Raw genomic sequence first — 15,031 nt, 5'->3', positions numbered from 1 at the left:
TATATTAAAGAATAGCTCTAAGTTGTGAATATTAGGAGTTTAAAACTATTCAAAAGAGATTCTATATAAATATAATGATAGAAAAATGATATTTAATATTTAGGGAAAATTTAAATAAAATTATATATAATACTGAATATGATTATCAAAATTAAATAAAAAGGAAGACTTTTTGTCAACGAATCTAATAGCAAATCGAGACTTTGATGTGTTGGTAGTAGAGGATGAACCCATTCTTGCCATGGCCATGGAATTAAAACTCAAAAAGTTGGGATTAAATGTGAGTGGCATTGCCAACTCTCATGACAAAGCCATCATGCATGTACAAAATAACTTTCCTGATGTCGCTATCATTGATATTAATTTAAACTCAACAAAAACAGGCATTGATGTGGCAAACTATTTATGGAAGAACTATAATATACCCATTATTTTTTTAACTTCATACTATAACGACAATATTCTAAGTAAAGCAATGGAGTCTGAACCGTATGCGTATTTAATAAAGCCTTGTAGAAAAGAAGAGCTTAAAGTCGCCATCAGCACGGTTATGCATAAACATCAATTCTTTTTTAAAAACAAACAACTCTTTGCTTGTAAAAAAGAGAAGTTTATAAAAATAACTGAAAATTTAAAGTTTGACCGTTGTAATTCTGAACTTTACAACGACAATGAAATCATAAAACTGACAAAAAACGAGAAAAAACTTTTTGAAATTCTTTCAAATAACCCAGGCGAAATTTTGAGTTTTGATGCTATTTTTAACTATATATGGCGAGAGGATGTGTACGATTTATCAAAACTGCGCTCTTTGATTTATCGTTTGAAAAATAAATTGGGGTGTAATCCTTTTGAGAATTTGTATGAAGAGGGATATAGGATAAAACTGTTTGGAAAAAATCATTAATCTCTTTCGTCTGAAAAACTACTCCTTTACAACCAAGGTTATTTTTGCTTTTTTTATTATCATTGTGATGTTCTCAATTATTCGGGCCATTTTGACACTGCCTAAAATTCAAGCCAAAAATGAAAAAGAGGTGGTTGATTATGTGAGTCGAACCTTGGGTATTATTACAAACCAGTTTGCCATGACGGGAAAATCAATTAAAATGCAAGCGCAGTTAGAGATGGATTTAAACCGACAAAAGATTGCTCTTGAACTGCTTACATTAAAGAGCAAATCACAGAACAAAAGCCTTGAAGAAGTTTTAGAGCGTTTTTCCCAAAATAAAGTGTTGAGTCTGTGCAATCAGACAACGAGTTTGGAGTCTCAAACACAAAGATTTCACTACAATCAAAAAGATGTTTTAAATCAATGGCTAGAAGTAGAATCAAGCCAACTGAACAAAACATATAAAAACAAGAAGTACTATTTTTATAATACATTTTTTCCTGCACAAAATATCACACTCAGTATGGCATGTACACGACAAGAGTTAAACAAAGGGCATGGCCCTTTTGAAAAGAGTCTTAAAGCTCATATCCACACCAAACTTTTAGAAGACTCAACGCTTCCAAGTACACAAACAGCACTCTTTTGGGTCAATAATCGTATGAAAAGTCAAATGGATGAGCCTCTATATATGCAAAATGAACAACGAAGAAAAGAGCGATACACGGTCAGTTTGTTATCCAATGTACGCAATATCCCAACGGGAAATCTATCCTTGCAAAATATCTTAAATGCAAAACAGAATGAACCCATTGAGCATGAGATTGAAGGGCGCAGAGTTTTAACGTGGATCATCAACCTTTCAAACAATGCAAAAGGGCAGTACTTCTTTTTAGCACACACGATTGATAAAAAAGAGATACAACAACGCAACAATGCAGGGCTCTCTTTTTTATTAACCGAGACACTCATTGCCATTGGGTTGAGTTTTTTGATTATTCTGTTTTTATTTAAAAAAGCGTTTACAAAAGTCGATACCATTACCAAAACAGCACTGCTTGTCAATCAAGGAAGTAAGAATATAAGAAGTCATGTTAAAGGAGAAGATGACATTGGTATTTTAGGTCAAGCGTTTGATTCGATGTTGGATCGCTTTGAAAACAGCATACAAACCTTGGATAAAAAAGTGGAAGAGAAAACCAAAGAGATCAGTAAATCTTTAAAAGAGAAAGAGATATTACTCAAAGAGATTCATCACCGTGTGAAGAACAATTTGGCGTTAACCATAGGATTACTCGAACTTCAAGAAGAAGAGGTGCAAGATTCTAAAACCAAAAAAGTCTTAATAGAGATTCAAGAGAGAATCTTTACCATGGAGTTACTGCATCGAAAACTCTATGAGTCATCCAATATCAACGACATCCCCTTTAAAGAGTATGTGATAGATTTGGTTCAAGCCATTGCACGTACCTATGATATGAATAAAGAGGTGAAAGTTGATATTGTCATGAATGCACTTCAAATGAACATTGAAAAAGCGATGCCATTTGGTTTGGTTCTGAATGAACTTGTAACCAATGCTTTTAAATATGCATTTAAAGAGAATCCTTCTCCTACACTGCTTATCTCTATTTGTGAAGAAAATGAGCAGTTAATTATGACCATACATGATAATGGAAAAGGGTTGCAAAAGAGTTTTGAAGAGATACAAAATAACACCTTGGGACTTAAATTGATGAGTACGATTGTTCGCCATCAACTCTTTGGAAAGATTGTGTATGAGTATGATAAGGGTGCGAAATTTACGATTACAGGAGAGTTTCAAAACGCTTAAACGTTTTAAACTCAATGTTGTTAACCCTCTTGATTTTTTCTTTTTTTCTTATTTTCAATATAGCGCTCTTTTTGTGAAGTTTTGATTTTAGTAACATCGACTAAAATAAAACCATCGATACAATCCGAAAAACTCTTATCCACATTAAACCCTAAAAATTGAACCCCATCTGCTTCACACAAATCAGCATACTGTTTATAAAGCGTTGGTACCGTTACTTGCATGTTTGAAAGTGCAAATTTGAGATTCTTAAAATCTTTTTTTGCACTGTCTAAAGAGTACAACTCTTGTATATCTACAATTGAGTTGTGGTATTGGTAGGGTTGTTTGGGTTCGGCGAATTTTTGTTTGCTTTTAAAGTAGTAATCATAATAAAAAATAATCAAATCTTTGGCCGTTTTAGGGTATGTACTGCTTAAACTCACGGGTCCAAACATATATTTTATATGTGGATTTTGTTTTAAATACGCACCAATACCATACCACAAATAATCCAATGCTCTTGTGCCCCAATATTTTGGTTGTACAAAACTTCGTCCCAATTCAATGGAGTTGTCCAATTTTTTATACAATTCATTGGAGAATTTAAACAAAGAGTGTGAATAAAAACCCTCCATACCCAAATGTTCTTTGATAAAATTGCTCTCTCCAATACGGTAAGCTCCCACAATTTCTAATGCCTCTTCGTCCCATAAAATAATATGTCGATAGTAAATGTCATATTTGTCGGTGTCGCGTTTTTTATTCACTCCTTCACCCACTTTGCGAAAGCTTATTTCTCGAAGTCGTCCAAGCTCCTTTAATACAATGGAATCATCGCTGTAATCATACAAATAGATTTTTTTACCGTCGCTGGTTTGTCCAATGAGTTGTGCCGTTTTAAGCTCCTCTTTAATCGCTCTTGGGTCTTGGGGATGAGAGATGGCCTTTTGTGTAATAAAGTAAGATTTTTTCCCTTTTTTCAAGCTGTAAAGATGTTTTTTATAGAGATTAATCAGGTACTTTTTATCGATACCCTTGGGTGCAATGAACTCGTTTGGAATGAGTTCTCCTACTTTGATATTGATGTTTTTAGACTTTTTATTGAACATCTCATTGCTTAAAAGAAGGGTAGAAAAAGTTTTGTTTAACACAGAAATCGTATAGAACGTACGTGAGTTTTTGCCATCTACAAAAATAGGTAAAATAGGTGCATTGGCGTTGATCGCAAAATTTAAAAATCCTTTTGACCATACGGGATCTTTTATCCCTTTCGCACTCACTCGACTCACTTCTCCTGCAGGAAAAATAATGATGGCATGTTCATTTTCAAGTGCCTCATAAATGGTTTTAATGTCTTTTTTAGACTGTTTGACTTTAAAATTATCAATGGGAATAAAAAGTGATTTCAGCGCATCAAAGCCTGCTAAAAAATCGTTGGCAATGATTTTTACATCACGTCTTATTTGTCCAATGAGTTTAAGCAGACAAAGTGCATCCAAACCACCTAAAGGGTGATTGGCAATAATGACCACTTTGCCTGTGCTTGGAATATTTTCCATGTCATTACTTGAAACGGTATAATCAAAATCAAAATACTCCAACACCGCATCAATAAACTCAAACCCTTTGAGATGAGCATTATCTTGTATAAATTGATTGATGGTATCTTCGTGTACGATACGTTTGGCTATTTTAAGCAGTGATTTTTTCAGTATGGAACTGTCTTTTTCCAAGTTTGGAAACTTCTTCATTATCTCTTTTTCTACATCTATCATCTGTTTTTATCCTTGAATTTGCAAAATTGTAGAACAAATTGATTACAAGCAAGTTACGTCATACAGGCTATTAGGCAGTAAGTATTTTTATGCTAAAATCCCGTTTTTAAAATAAATAAAAGGAAAACATCGATGAATAAATCTTTGATTTCAAATTTGATGGCTTTTGTTATAGCCATTGTAGGCTTTTTTTTAAACAACGACATTTTATTAATGGTAGGGCTTTTTGCGTTAAGTGGGGCTTTGACCAATGCCATTGCAGTGCATATGTTGTTTGAAAAGGTGCCTTTTTTATATGGAAGTGGTGTGGTTGAAAACCAATTTACTCAGTTTAAAGAGGGGATTCATCATTTGATGATGACGCAGTTTTTTACGCAAGAAAATTTACAAACATTTTTTGAACAAGAGGTGACTTCAAAGGAGTCGCATTTTAACTTAACGCCCATTTTAGAAAAAACAGATTTTACACCTGCGTTTGACTCACTCAAAACAGCTGTGGTTGAATCATCTTTTGGTGGAATGTTGGGCATGTTTGGTGGTGAAGCAGCACTGGAACCACTCAAAGAGCCTTTTATTAAAAAGTTGCAAGCTTCATTGGTGAGTATTTCAAAAAATGACTCCTTTCAAAAAGCATTGCATGAGAGCTTAGAAAACAGTCATGTTACTGATGATATCCACGAAAAAATAGGTGCAGTAGTCAACAGACGATTAGAAGAACTCACACCTAAGATGGTCAAAGAGATTGTACAAACCATGATTAAAGAGCATTTGGGTTGGCTTGTGGTTTGGGGTGCCGTTTTTGGTGGTGCTATTGGGCTTATTGCCGCAATAATTAAATAAGGAGAAATTGTGGAACTCATATTGGTTGTAGATGTTGAAGGCTTGGAAGATAAAGAACGGTTTAATAAACATCTTAAAAAAGAGGGTTTTGTTTTAGTAGAAGGGGAAGAGTTAGTGTATACTGCAACTTCAAATACCACGACATTTTCAACCAAAGCCTATATTTTAGAAGTGGTGAAAGTGGGATTAAAAAAGAGTGGTTTTAAAGAGTGTAAATTGATTTTTCAACTCGATGAACTGCCTTGGCAAGCCTATAAGTTTGACCACTCTACCAATGATTTTGAAGAAGCAAAATAATGCAACACCTTTTTGAATTTTTTAAGAGTAAAAATGAGTGTCAACTTTTGGTTGTTAATGATGACAAACAAGCCATCGTTGGACGAGATATCGTGGCATTCAGTGGTTTGCAACCATTCGTTTTAGCTGATTTTAGAGCCAATTTTGGGGATGATTTGCTCTCTTTTAGTGAAGAGTTACAGCACATCACCAAAGTTTTAGGAGAATACTACAATTATAAAAAACAAAACAAAGTGCTTATTGCTCCTTTACGAACCATCAGTTTTGCCCTTCCAAAAGAGCAGTGTTTTGACAGCTTTACCATAGAGTTTGCACAAACGTTAGATATAGAAACGTTTAAATCCAAACTCTTTAACTGGGGATACTATTTTGTGGATATTGTTACGAGTGAAGGGGAGGTTTCTGTTCGTGGAGATATCATTGATATTTGCCCTTTAGGAAACAGTTTTGGATACAGAATCTCTTTATTTGATGATGAAGTAGAGAGTATTCGACAGTTTGATATTGAAGATCAAAAATCCAATAAAGAAGAGATTGAGTCGTTTACAATAAACCCTGCCTTTTTAGCACTCAATGAAGAGCATTTTGAAAAAATCAATGACGAAATTCAAAAGGTGCAAACGGATGCCTTTATTCAAGACATTCACTCTTTGGGATTTTGGTATTTGGATGACTTAGGAGAGTATCTTCCGCAACGATTGAATACTTATATAACGTATGAAGCGTTAGATGAACTGGAAGAAGCCTATATTTTTGATGCCAAAAGAGTTCATAAAGAGAAGTTTTTGACGCTTCCAAAAGTACCCAAAAGCAGAAATTATGAAGTGGTCAGTCCTGCAAATATTCAAGAGTTTATCACCTTTCATGAAGGCAAAAAACTCACCATTATCTCTGCTTCTGAAGCCAAAATCAAAGCGCATGATTTCGATTTGGCCAATAAAAACATTAAGTATGTTTTAGAAGATTATATCATTAACCTTGTCAGTGATGATGAGGTGATTTTATCGCTGAATAAAGAGCATAAAAAGCGGCGTAAAAAACGTGTCAAACTCGTACTTGATGAGCTTCAAGTGGGTGATTATGTGGTGCATGAAGAGTATGGAATAGGACAATTTAAAGGCATTGAACCTGTGGTTGTTATGGGTGCAAAACGTGATTTTGTGATTGTGATGTATGCCAATGAAGACAAACTGTTGTTGCCTGTTGAAAACATTGATGTCATTGACCGATATGTTGCAGATGGTTCAAGTTATGCAATGCTTGATAAACTGGGGAAAGGAAGCTTTGCTAAACTAAAATCCAAAGTCAAAGAGCGTCTGTTTGCCATTGCCAATGATATCATACAACTGGCAGCTGCCAGAGAGTTGGTCAATGGAATTCAAATGGATACCAACAGTGAAACGCTTAAACAGTTTGCTTTAAGTGCAGGTTTTGAGTACACCAAAGACCAAAATCGTTCAGTCAAAGAGATATTTGATGATTTAAGTTCGGGTCGTGTGATGGACAGATTGTTAAGCGGTGATGTGGGATTTGGTAAAACTGAAGTGGCGATGAATGCTATTTTGGCGTGTTTTGTCAATGGGTATCAATCTTTGTTTATTTGTCCAACAACGCTGCTTGCTACGCAACACTTTCACAGTATGCAAAAACGGTTTGCCCCTTTGGGACTTAAAATGGCAAAACTTGATGGAAAAAGCTCCACAAAAGAGAAAAATGAGATAAAAAAAGGTTTAGAGCAAGGAGTCTATGACTTAGTAGTGGGAACACATTCACTGCTTGGAGTTAAAACCAACAACTTAGCACTTGTCATCATTGATGAAGAGCATAAGTTTGGAGTGAAACAAAAAGAGAAACTTAAAGCTTTAAGAGAGGATGTGCATATCTTCTCCATGAGTGCGACTCCCATTCCTAGAACATTGAACTTGGCATTAAGTAAGCTTAAAGGGATGAGTTCACTTTTAACGCCACCAAGCGAGCGACTGGGAGTAAGAACCTATGTCAAAGAGTACAGTGAACAGCTCATTAAAGAGATTATTTTAAGAGAGAAACGACGAGGTGGACAGCTTTTTTATGTGCATAATAACATCGCTTCCATTGAGGCAAAAAAAGCGGACTTAGAATCCATTTTACCCAATATTAAAATCGAGATCATTCACTCTCAAATCAAACCAGCCGATGCTGAAAAAATCATTGACGCGTTCAGTGAAGGTCAGTTTGATATTCTTTTAGCCACTTCTATTGTGGAATCAGGACTTCACTTGCCACAAGCCAATACCATTGTCATTGATGGGGCAGACCGATTTGGAATTGCTGATTTGCATCAACTTCGAGGTCGAGTAGGGCGTGGAAACAAAGAGGGTTTTTGTTACTTTGTGGTTGAAGATAAAAAACGTATCACGCAAGATGCCATCAAACGCTTAGTCGCACTGGAGTCAAACTCATATTTAGGAAGTGGTACGGCGTTAGCCCATCAAGATTTGGAAATCCGAGGGGGTGGAAATATCATTGGAGAAGCTCAAAGTGGACACATCAAACAAATTGGTTATGGTCTCTATCTTAAAATGCTTGAAGATGCCTTGGCAAGTCTGAGTGGTGAGAATAAAACAACACACAAAACGGTGGATATTAAACTTGCCATCAGTGCCTATATCAGCAGTGATTATATTACCCAAGACAGAGTACGTTTAGAGTTGTACAGACGTCTTTCAAAAGCGGTAAATAAAGAGGAAGTCTATACCATTGAAGAGGAGATGGAAGACCGATTTGGAAAACCAGATATTCCAACCAAACAGTTTATTGAGCTGATTTTAATTAAAATTTATGCGCTTCAAAAAGAGATTAAAACCATCTCCAGTTATGAGATGAATATCACCTTTACCAAAGAAGATGACACAAAGCAGACCATTAAGTCTCCTTCAAAAGATGATGATGACATCATCGCAACTACCCTACAATTTTTGCGAAAGTAGCCTTTTAAAGGCTACTTAAAAAGCTCAGCTGTTAACCCTTCATACCAATTTTTAGCAGACAATGCGGTGCCTTCATCAATAGCAGAAACAAAACTGCTCACCGTTGGTTTTTTATCATACGTATAGGTGTGCATGATGGAGACCGCTTTGGTATCAGAAACCAATGAATAACAAATATTACCTGGCATGTTCTCTTTAAGCGAGTAGGGCAAATTATACAGACGCGATACAATCTCATTGGCCACATTCAGTGCACAGGAGTTGGCCATTTGTGCTGATTTTGGAAAAGGGTATTCCCCTTGAGCATCTCCTAAAATATAGACATCATCATCGATACTGGATTGAAAAGTAGGAGGTTTGAGTTTGGCAAAACCGTGGTCATTGAGTTCCAGTTTTGCCTGTTTAATAAGCTCATTGGCTTTGTTGGGTGGAATGATATTCGCTTGCTCAAACGGCACTGTTTTATCCACATAATCAAAGTTTTTTTTATCAAAACTCTCTACATAAACCTCTTTAATTTTAAAGTTAATGTCTTTAAGGTTGGTAAGTCCATGATACTCAATGGTGTTTTTATAAAGCGTATTAAAGACTTCTAAAAACTGTTTTGGTTTGGCTGCAGGTTGTTCTCTTGGGTCAAGAATGATGACTTTTCCCTCAATACCATGCGTTTGAAAATAGTGCGCAATCATGCACGCTCTTTCATAGGGTGCTGGTGGGCATTTGTATGAACCATTGGGTACGGTGATAATAAAATTGCCCTTTGTAAAGGTTTCAATCATACCTTTGAGTTGTTCATGTTCAAAAGGAGGTTTTAATCCAGCAGGTGCTTTACTCATAACCTCTTTGATGGTTTTTTCATTGTTAAAAAGTGCCTCATAGTTATAATCAATGCCTACAGCCATAATGAGAATATCATAAGAGATATTTTGATATTTGGTGTAAACCTCTTTTTTGTCTCGATTGATTTCATAAATCTCTTCATTGATAAATCGACATTTGTTTTTCTTTATGGCATCTTTATATGAAAATGTTAAAGAGGATAGAGTAATATCTTGAACTTCACCTAAATAGGCATTTGAAAAAGGACAAGAGACAAAACGTCTGTTTTTCTCTATGATGGTAATATCTAAATAATTGTTGAGCTCTTTTAAGTAGTGTGCAACACTCAATCCTGCATACCCACCGCCACAAATCACAATTTTTGGTTGCATACTTTTTTGAAAACGTGCAAAGTTAGAGAGTGGAAAGAGCAGGGCAGCAGAAAAAAGTGAATAGCGCAAGAAATCTCGTCGTTGCATGACCACTCCTTATATTATTTGAACTAATAATAATTATAACTCAAAAGCGATTGTTTAAAACTTACAATGGTTTATAAACGGTTAATCTGGGATTTAAGCTTGGTTTATTTACTCATTTTATAATTTGATTAACAAAACACTAAGGAGTTTTTTATGAAAACAAAAATGATAACAGGTTTAATGGCAACACTTTTAGGTGCCAGTTTATTAAATGCACAAATGATGAATCAAAATGATTCAAGATGTGATGGGAAAAAAGCAAAAATGTCGTATTATAAAGGCGTTCATGGAATGAAAGGAAGTCATATGGGCATCATGCCACTTCTTTTTAAACTCAATTTAACACAAGAGCAAGAAGAGAGAGTTCAAAAGATCATGACAACGTTTAAATCTCAAATGCCTTCACCGTATGAATCATTCAGTGCAGACAAGTTTGACGAAGAGAAATACATCCAACAAGCTATGACAAAAAAAGAAAATATGATAAAATTACGAGCAAAAATGATTTCCAAAGTCTATGATGTGTTAACGGATAAGCAAAAGTCTCAACTGAGAGTCTTAATGGATTTAAAAGAGGAAAAACTAAAACAAGGATGCCGTTTTGATAAAAATAGCAATGGTCGAAGATGATACCGAACTGGCGTGTGTCTTGACCCAATATTTAAAACAGTTTAATATGGAAGTAACGAACTTTGAAGAGCCTTTTTTGGCTCTTTCAAGTTTGAATTTGCACTCGTACGATTTGATTATCTTGGATTTAAGTCTTCCTGGAATGGATGGTTTGGATCTGTGTAAAGAGATCGTAAAAAAACATGATGTGCCTATTATTATCTCAAGTGCCAGAAGTGATATCACGGATAAAGTCATTGCGTTAGAATTGGGTGCGGATGATTACTTGCCTAAACCATACGACCCACGTGAACTTGAAGTACGTGTAAAAACGATTTTAAGACGTTTTAATAAAAACAGTCAAACCACACCTGAATTGAATAAAAAAACATTTGAATTTGATGAAGACAAAAAAGAGATTCGAAAAAATGGCGAATATGTCAAATTAACGGCTGCTGAGTATGAAGTGGTATTACTGTTGTTAAAGCGAGAAGGTTTTGTCGTCTCACGAGATGAAATTTTTGAGAACTCAGATTTACTCAACAGTGATTATGACAATGTAGGAAGTTTGGCGGTGATCATCAACCGAATTCGACAAAAAATAGAAGCAAATCCTAAACAGCCTGAGTTCTTACAAACCATACGAGGTATGGGGTATAAGTTTGTACAATGAGACGTGATTCTATTCTCTTTACTCTGACCATTACGTTTGTCATTACACTTATTTTGCTGGCAATCAGCTTTTTAATTCTTATGGGGCATGCTATAGAAGAGAGAGACCACCATATAAAAAAGAAATACTCACCTGTTGCACGAATGGTTTTAAGAGAATACTTTGAAAACCATAAAGCAACACAACCTTTTATTAATGCCATGGATGAGATTGGCTTTACTTACAGTGAAGATAAAAAAGAGATTTCTGCTTTAAAATACAACCCAAAAACAAAAGTAGAGTTTGAACGTTTTTATCGAGATATACTCTTTCGAGTTTTACAATTAAAAGGGGAGTACTATATCTATTTAAAACAAGAAAACAATCGTTTTGAAATTATTCTAAAAGATACTCAAGCAGAGATACGAAATGGTAGGGTTTATATTATGGCGGTGTTTACTCTGCTTCTTATTGGAATGTGTTTTGCGTATTTAACCACGTATCGTAAAATCTATCCACTCAAACAGTTAAAAGAGAAAGTGATGAACTTAGCTGAAGAAAACTTTGATATCCAAGGGTGTGATACGAATAAAAACGATGAAGTTTCAGCATTAGCGAGAGAGTTTAAAAAAGCAGCACAACGTCTCAAAGAGATCAAAGAGTCTCGAAATGTTTTTATACGAAACATCATGCATGAACTCAAAACTCCTATTACTAAAGGGAAGTTTTTAACGCAACTGCCACACGATGAACAAAACGATGAAAAGATGAAAAACGTTTTTAATCGTTTAGAGAGTCTGATCAATGAGTTCAGCTCAATTGAAGAGTTGATTTCTTCTTCGAAACATTTTGAAAAAAGTTACTACTATTTAAATGATATTGTCGATAATGCGGTGGATATTTTAATGCTTGAAGAGGATGAAATCAAATGTGAGTTTGAGAATCTTAAACTGCATGTGAACTTTAAACTTATGACTTTAGCAGTAAAAAACCTTATTGATAATGCCATTAAGTATTCCCCGAACAAACAAGTTTGTATTAAAACGCAAGGTCAAGAGATTGTATTTGAGAATGAAGGTGAACCTTTAAAATATGATTTGACAAACTATTTTGAACCGTTTTTTGCCAATGAACAAAAAAACAAACAGAGCTTTGGATTGGGGCTTTATATCGTGCACTCGATTTTAAATGCCAGTGATTACAGCTTGAAATATAATCATGAAAATGGTATAAACCAATTTAAAATAGTACAAAAAGAGCACGTTTGAAATATGATATAGTCATAGTGGGAGCGGGAGCAAGTGGATTGATGCTCGCTTCACTTCTTAAAAACAGAAAGATTTGTTTACTTGAAAGCAATGCAAAAATTGGAGCCAAAATCCGTGTGAGCGGTGGAGCTAAGTGTAATGTCACCAATAAGTACATGAGTGAAAAACACTATTTAGGCCATCAAACGTTTGTGCATAACATACTTAAAAACTTCGATCAACACGATTTACTGGCTTTTTTTAATCAACATCATGTCAAACCTAAAATTGTTGAAAAGATTGTCAAAGGAACGTACTTTTGTAACAGTGCCCAAGAGGTGACGGATATGTTTTCAAAACTGATTTCACATGTGGATTTGAAACTCAATTGTGAACTCAAAGAGGTGACATACAATCAAGAGTATACCTTGCATACAAGTAAAGGTAAAATTGAGTGTGAGCATTTGGTCATGGCAAGCGGTGGTTTGTCTTACCCTTCTTTAGGTGCAAGTTCCATTGCTTTTGATGTGGCCAAACAGTTTGGACACACGGTGCAAAGACTCTCTCCTGCACTTGTAGGATTTACCGTACAAAAAGAGCAGTTTTGGTTCAAACAATTAAGTGGTCTCTCTTTGCCTGCACTGGTAAAAGTGGGCAATAAAGAGTTTGAAGGTTCGTTTTTATTTGCCCATAAAGGGTGTTCGGGACCTGTGATTTTAAATGCCTCCCTTTTTTGGGAAAAGGGACAATTGAGTATTGATTTTTTACCTCAAAAAGCATTAGAAAAGTTTATGAAAAGTAACAAACATATCAGTTCAGCACTTCCTTTACCAAAACGTTTTGTATCAGAATTTTTAAAATCAGTTGAACTCAAAGATCAACCCATCAGTGCTTTAAACAATGAAGAGAAAAATAAGTTAATGTTATTAAAAAATTATACCTTCTCTCCTGCAGGAAACTTCGGTTATACCAAAGCTGAAGTGACCAAAGGAGGAGTCTGTACTTTGGAAATAGATGAGTTGACACTGCAAAGTAAATTACAAAAAAATCTTTATTTCTTAGGGGAGTGTTTGGATGTCACCGGAGAGTTGGGTGGATATAATTTTCAATTTGCTTTCTCTAGTGCTGTAAGTTGCTCGAAATCGATCTAGCTTAAAATCATTTTATGTGTTATTTATGAAACTTTTTGTACAATCCAGCACAATATAACGTTAACTAAGGCAGATCAATGTTTTTTAGAAATCAAAAAATGCAGTCTGAAATTCTTCATTTAGAAGCACAGATTGAGCAACTGAAAAAAGAGATTGAAACAAAAAATAATATCATTAACTCTTTACAAACTGAACTTTCAAAAGCACCCAAAGAGGAAGATTGTACAGAAGTAAAAAATGAACTTGCGCTCTTTAAAATCATAGCCGCTGTTTCTCAAGAAGAGGGTCTGGTTGTTTTTGATCCTAAGAATAAAGTCTATTTTGCAAATACATTGGCAAAAAATAATATCAGTGATTTCTCTGTGGTGTTAGAAGCTGTGTTAGAGAGAAACGATTTTCTTATCATGGATGATTGCGAAGCGAAAGTGATGATTGTTGAACATGCTGGATATAAAATTGTGGCACTTAAAAAAACCTCTGTACATGATAACAAAGAGGGAGGGCTTTTAGAGCGACACAATAAAAATATGACACTTTCATTGACCAATACTCAAACAACCTATCTTTCTTTGTTGGATGAACTGCAAGAGATGATGAAAGAGTCTAAAGAGACGGCTTCAGGTTCTACAGAAGGTTTATCTTTAACACAAGAGATTGTTAAAGACACGGGTAATTTGCATCAACAAATTGAGATTGAAAATGAAGTGGTGAACTCTTTAGTTGTTAAAGGAAAAGATATTTCAGAAGTCATCACCCTCATTCAAAATATCGCTTTCCAAACCAATATTTTATCTCTCAATGCGGCTGTTGAAGCGGCAACCGCAGGTGAAGCAGGAAAAGGTTTTGCGGTGGTTGCTCAAGAGGTTCGAAACCTTGCAACACGAAGTGCGGATGCTGCGAAACAGATTAAAGATGTGGTGGATTCAATTCACTTAGAGACACAACGCATCAAAGAGAGTTCCGATGTGGTTGCTGGTGTAGTGAACGAAACAAAAAACCGAGTAGCAGTGTTAAATGATTTAATGAACAAATTCCAACGTAACTCAAATCGATCGGTGTATGAAGTTGAGAGCATTTCAAATAAAATTTTCATTAACCTCGCAAAACTGGATCACGTGATTTATAAAAATAACTTGTATCAATTAATTTTTGGTGGAGAACACAGCTTTAAAGCGGTTGATCACCACAATTGTCGATTAGGGAAATGGTACGACACAGGACTTGGACGAGAAGAGTTCAGTTTTGTGCCTTCATATAAACACTTAGAAAAACACCATCACACCGTCCACCATGAAGCCAATATTTTAGCAGAAGAGTGTTCTGGGTTAGCCGTAGCATGCTCGAAACAACTGATTGAAGATAAGATTGCATTAGTTGAAAATGCGAGTGAAGAGGTCTTCTATTATTTGGATAAAATTTTAGAAGAGAAAAATGAATCGGTGATGAAAAAAGCGGCTAAAGATCTTTTTGATAAAAAGTAGGAGA

General features: G+C 35.2%; 12 protein-coding genes and 1 pseudogene. 11 read left to right on the top strand and 2 right to left on the bottom strand.

What is annotated here, in order from left to right:
* The first annotated feature begins 172 nt into the window (after nucleotides 1-172).
* Entirely contained in the window at nucleotides 173-907 is a 735-nt protein-coding gene (locus tag CRV04_RS06970; protein ID WP_128996116.1) for a response regulator, read from the top strand.
* Nucleotides 891-2,726 carry a histidine kinase dimerization/phosphoacceptor domain -containing protein gene (locus CRV04_RS06965; protein WP_228126505.1) on the top strand — a complete coding sequence of 612 codons (1,836 nt, stop codon included), beginning with the start codon at nucleotides 891-893 and terminating at the stop codon, nucleotides 2,724-2,726. The genes CRV04_RS06970 and CRV04_RS06965 overlap by 17 nt, the downstream gene beginning before the upstream one ends.
* A gap of 20 nt (nucleotides 2,727-2,746) precedes the next feature.
* On the opposite strand, the gene olsF is transcribed toward CRV04_RS06965, so the two are convergent.
* The gene (gene olsF, locus CRV04_RS06960) at nucleotides 2,747-4,483 is read right to left on the bottom strand and encodes a bifunctional ornithine lipid synthase OlsF (RefSeq protein ID WP_128996115.1); all 1,737 of its coding nucleotides are present in this window, start codon (nucleotides 4,481-4,483) and stop codon (nucleotides 2,747-2,749) included.
* Between the two features lie 132 nt (nucleotides 4,484-4,615).
* Between olsF and CRV04_RS06955 the strand changes: the two genes are divergently transcribed.
* From CRV04_RS06955 to mfd, 3 genes are read left to right on the top strand one after another with little or no spacing between them, the layout of a single operon-like run.
* Complete coding sequence (locus CRV04_RS06955; protein WP_128996114.1) at nucleotides 4,616-5,323, top strand: DUF445 domain-containing protein; 708 nt, start codon at nucleotides 4,616-4,618, stop codon at nucleotides 5,321-5,323.
* Nucleotides 5,324-5,332: 9 nt separating this feature from the next.
* Nucleotides 5,333-5,620, top strand: a complete 288-nt coding sequence (locus CRV04_RS06950) for a hypothetical protein (RefSeq protein ID WP_228126504.1) — start codon at nucleotides 5,333-5,335, stop codon at nucleotides 5,618-5,620.
* The gene (gene mfd / locus CRV04_RS06945; protein WP_128996112.1) at nucleotides 5,620-8,589 is read left to right on the top strand and encodes a transcription-repair coupling factor; all 2,970 of its coding nucleotides are present in this window, start codon (nucleotides 5,620-5,622) and stop codon (nucleotides 8,587-8,589) included. The genes CRV04_RS06950 and mfd overlap by 1 nt, the downstream gene beginning before the upstream one ends.
* An 11-nt stretch (nucleotides 8,590-8,600) precedes the next feature.
* Here mfd and CRV04_RS06940 read toward each other — a convergent pair whose 3' ends face one another.
* A complete protein-coding gene (locus tag CRV04_RS06940; protein ID WP_128996111.1) occupies nucleotides 8,601-9,887 on the bottom strand; it encodes an FAD-dependent oxidoreductase in 1,287 nt (428 codons plus the stop codon).
* A gap of 153 nt (nucleotides 9,888-10,040) precedes the next feature.
* Here CRV04_RS06940 and CRV04_RS06935 point away from each other — a divergent pair, with 153 nt between their 5' ends.
* The 6 genes and pseudogenes from CRV04_RS06935 to CRV04_RS13045 all read left to right on the top strand — a co-directional run bounded on the left by CRV04_RS06935 (nucleotide 10,041) and on the right by CRV04_RS13045 (nucleotide 15,027).
* Nucleotides 10,041-10,517, top strand: a complete 477-nt coding sequence (locus tag CRV04_RS06935) for a Spy/CpxP family protein refolding chaperone (RefSeq protein ID WP_128996110.1) — start codon at nucleotides 10,041-10,043, stop codon at nucleotides 10,515-10,517.
* The gene (locus CRV04_RS06930; RefSeq protein ID WP_128996109.1) at nucleotides 10,489-11,169 is read left to right on the top strand and encodes a response regulator transcription factor; all 681 of its coding nucleotides are present in this window, start codon (nucleotides 10,489-10,491) and stop codon (nucleotides 11,167-11,169) included. The genes CRV04_RS06935 and CRV04_RS06930 overlap by 29 nt, the downstream gene beginning before the upstream one ends.
* Entirely contained in the window at nucleotides 11,166-12,416 is a 1,251-nt protein-coding gene (locus tag CRV04_RS06925) for an ArsS family sensor histidine kinase (protein WP_128996108.1), read from the top strand. The genes CRV04_RS06930 and CRV04_RS06925 overlap by 4 nt, the downstream gene beginning before the upstream one ends.
* Nucleotides 12,413-13,546: a BaiN/RdsA family NAD(P)/FAD-dependent oxidoreductase gene (locus CRV04_RS06920; RefSeq protein WP_128996107.1), complete on the top strand. Its 1,134-nt coding sequence runs from the start codon at nucleotides 12,413-12,415 to the stop codon at nucleotides 13,544-13,546. The genes CRV04_RS06925 and CRV04_RS06920 overlap by 4 nt, the downstream gene beginning before the upstream one ends.
* Nucleotides 13,547-13,623: 77 nt before the next feature.
* A pseudogene (locus tag CRV04_RS13025) lies at nucleotides 13,624-14,574 on the top strand (methyl-accepting chemotaxis protein); the annotation flags it as partial.
* Nucleotides 14,569-15,027, top strand: a complete 459-nt coding sequence (locus CRV04_RS13045; protein ID WP_419188591.1) for a CZB domain-containing protein — start codon at nucleotides 14,569-14,571, stop codon at nucleotides 15,025-15,027. The pseudogene CRV04_RS13025 and the gene CRV04_RS13045, both read left to right, overlap by 6 nt.
* Nucleotides 15,028-15,031 lie beyond the last annotated feature (4 nt).

This window comes from Candidatus Marinarcus aquaticus (genome assembly GCF_004116335.1).
Classification (GTDB): Bacteria; Campylobacterota; Campylobacteria; order Campylobacterales; family Arcobacteraceae; genus Marinarcus; species Marinarcus aquaticus.
Note: the sequence above shows the minus strand (reverse complement) of the source record. Positions and strands in the feature narration are given on the sequence as shown.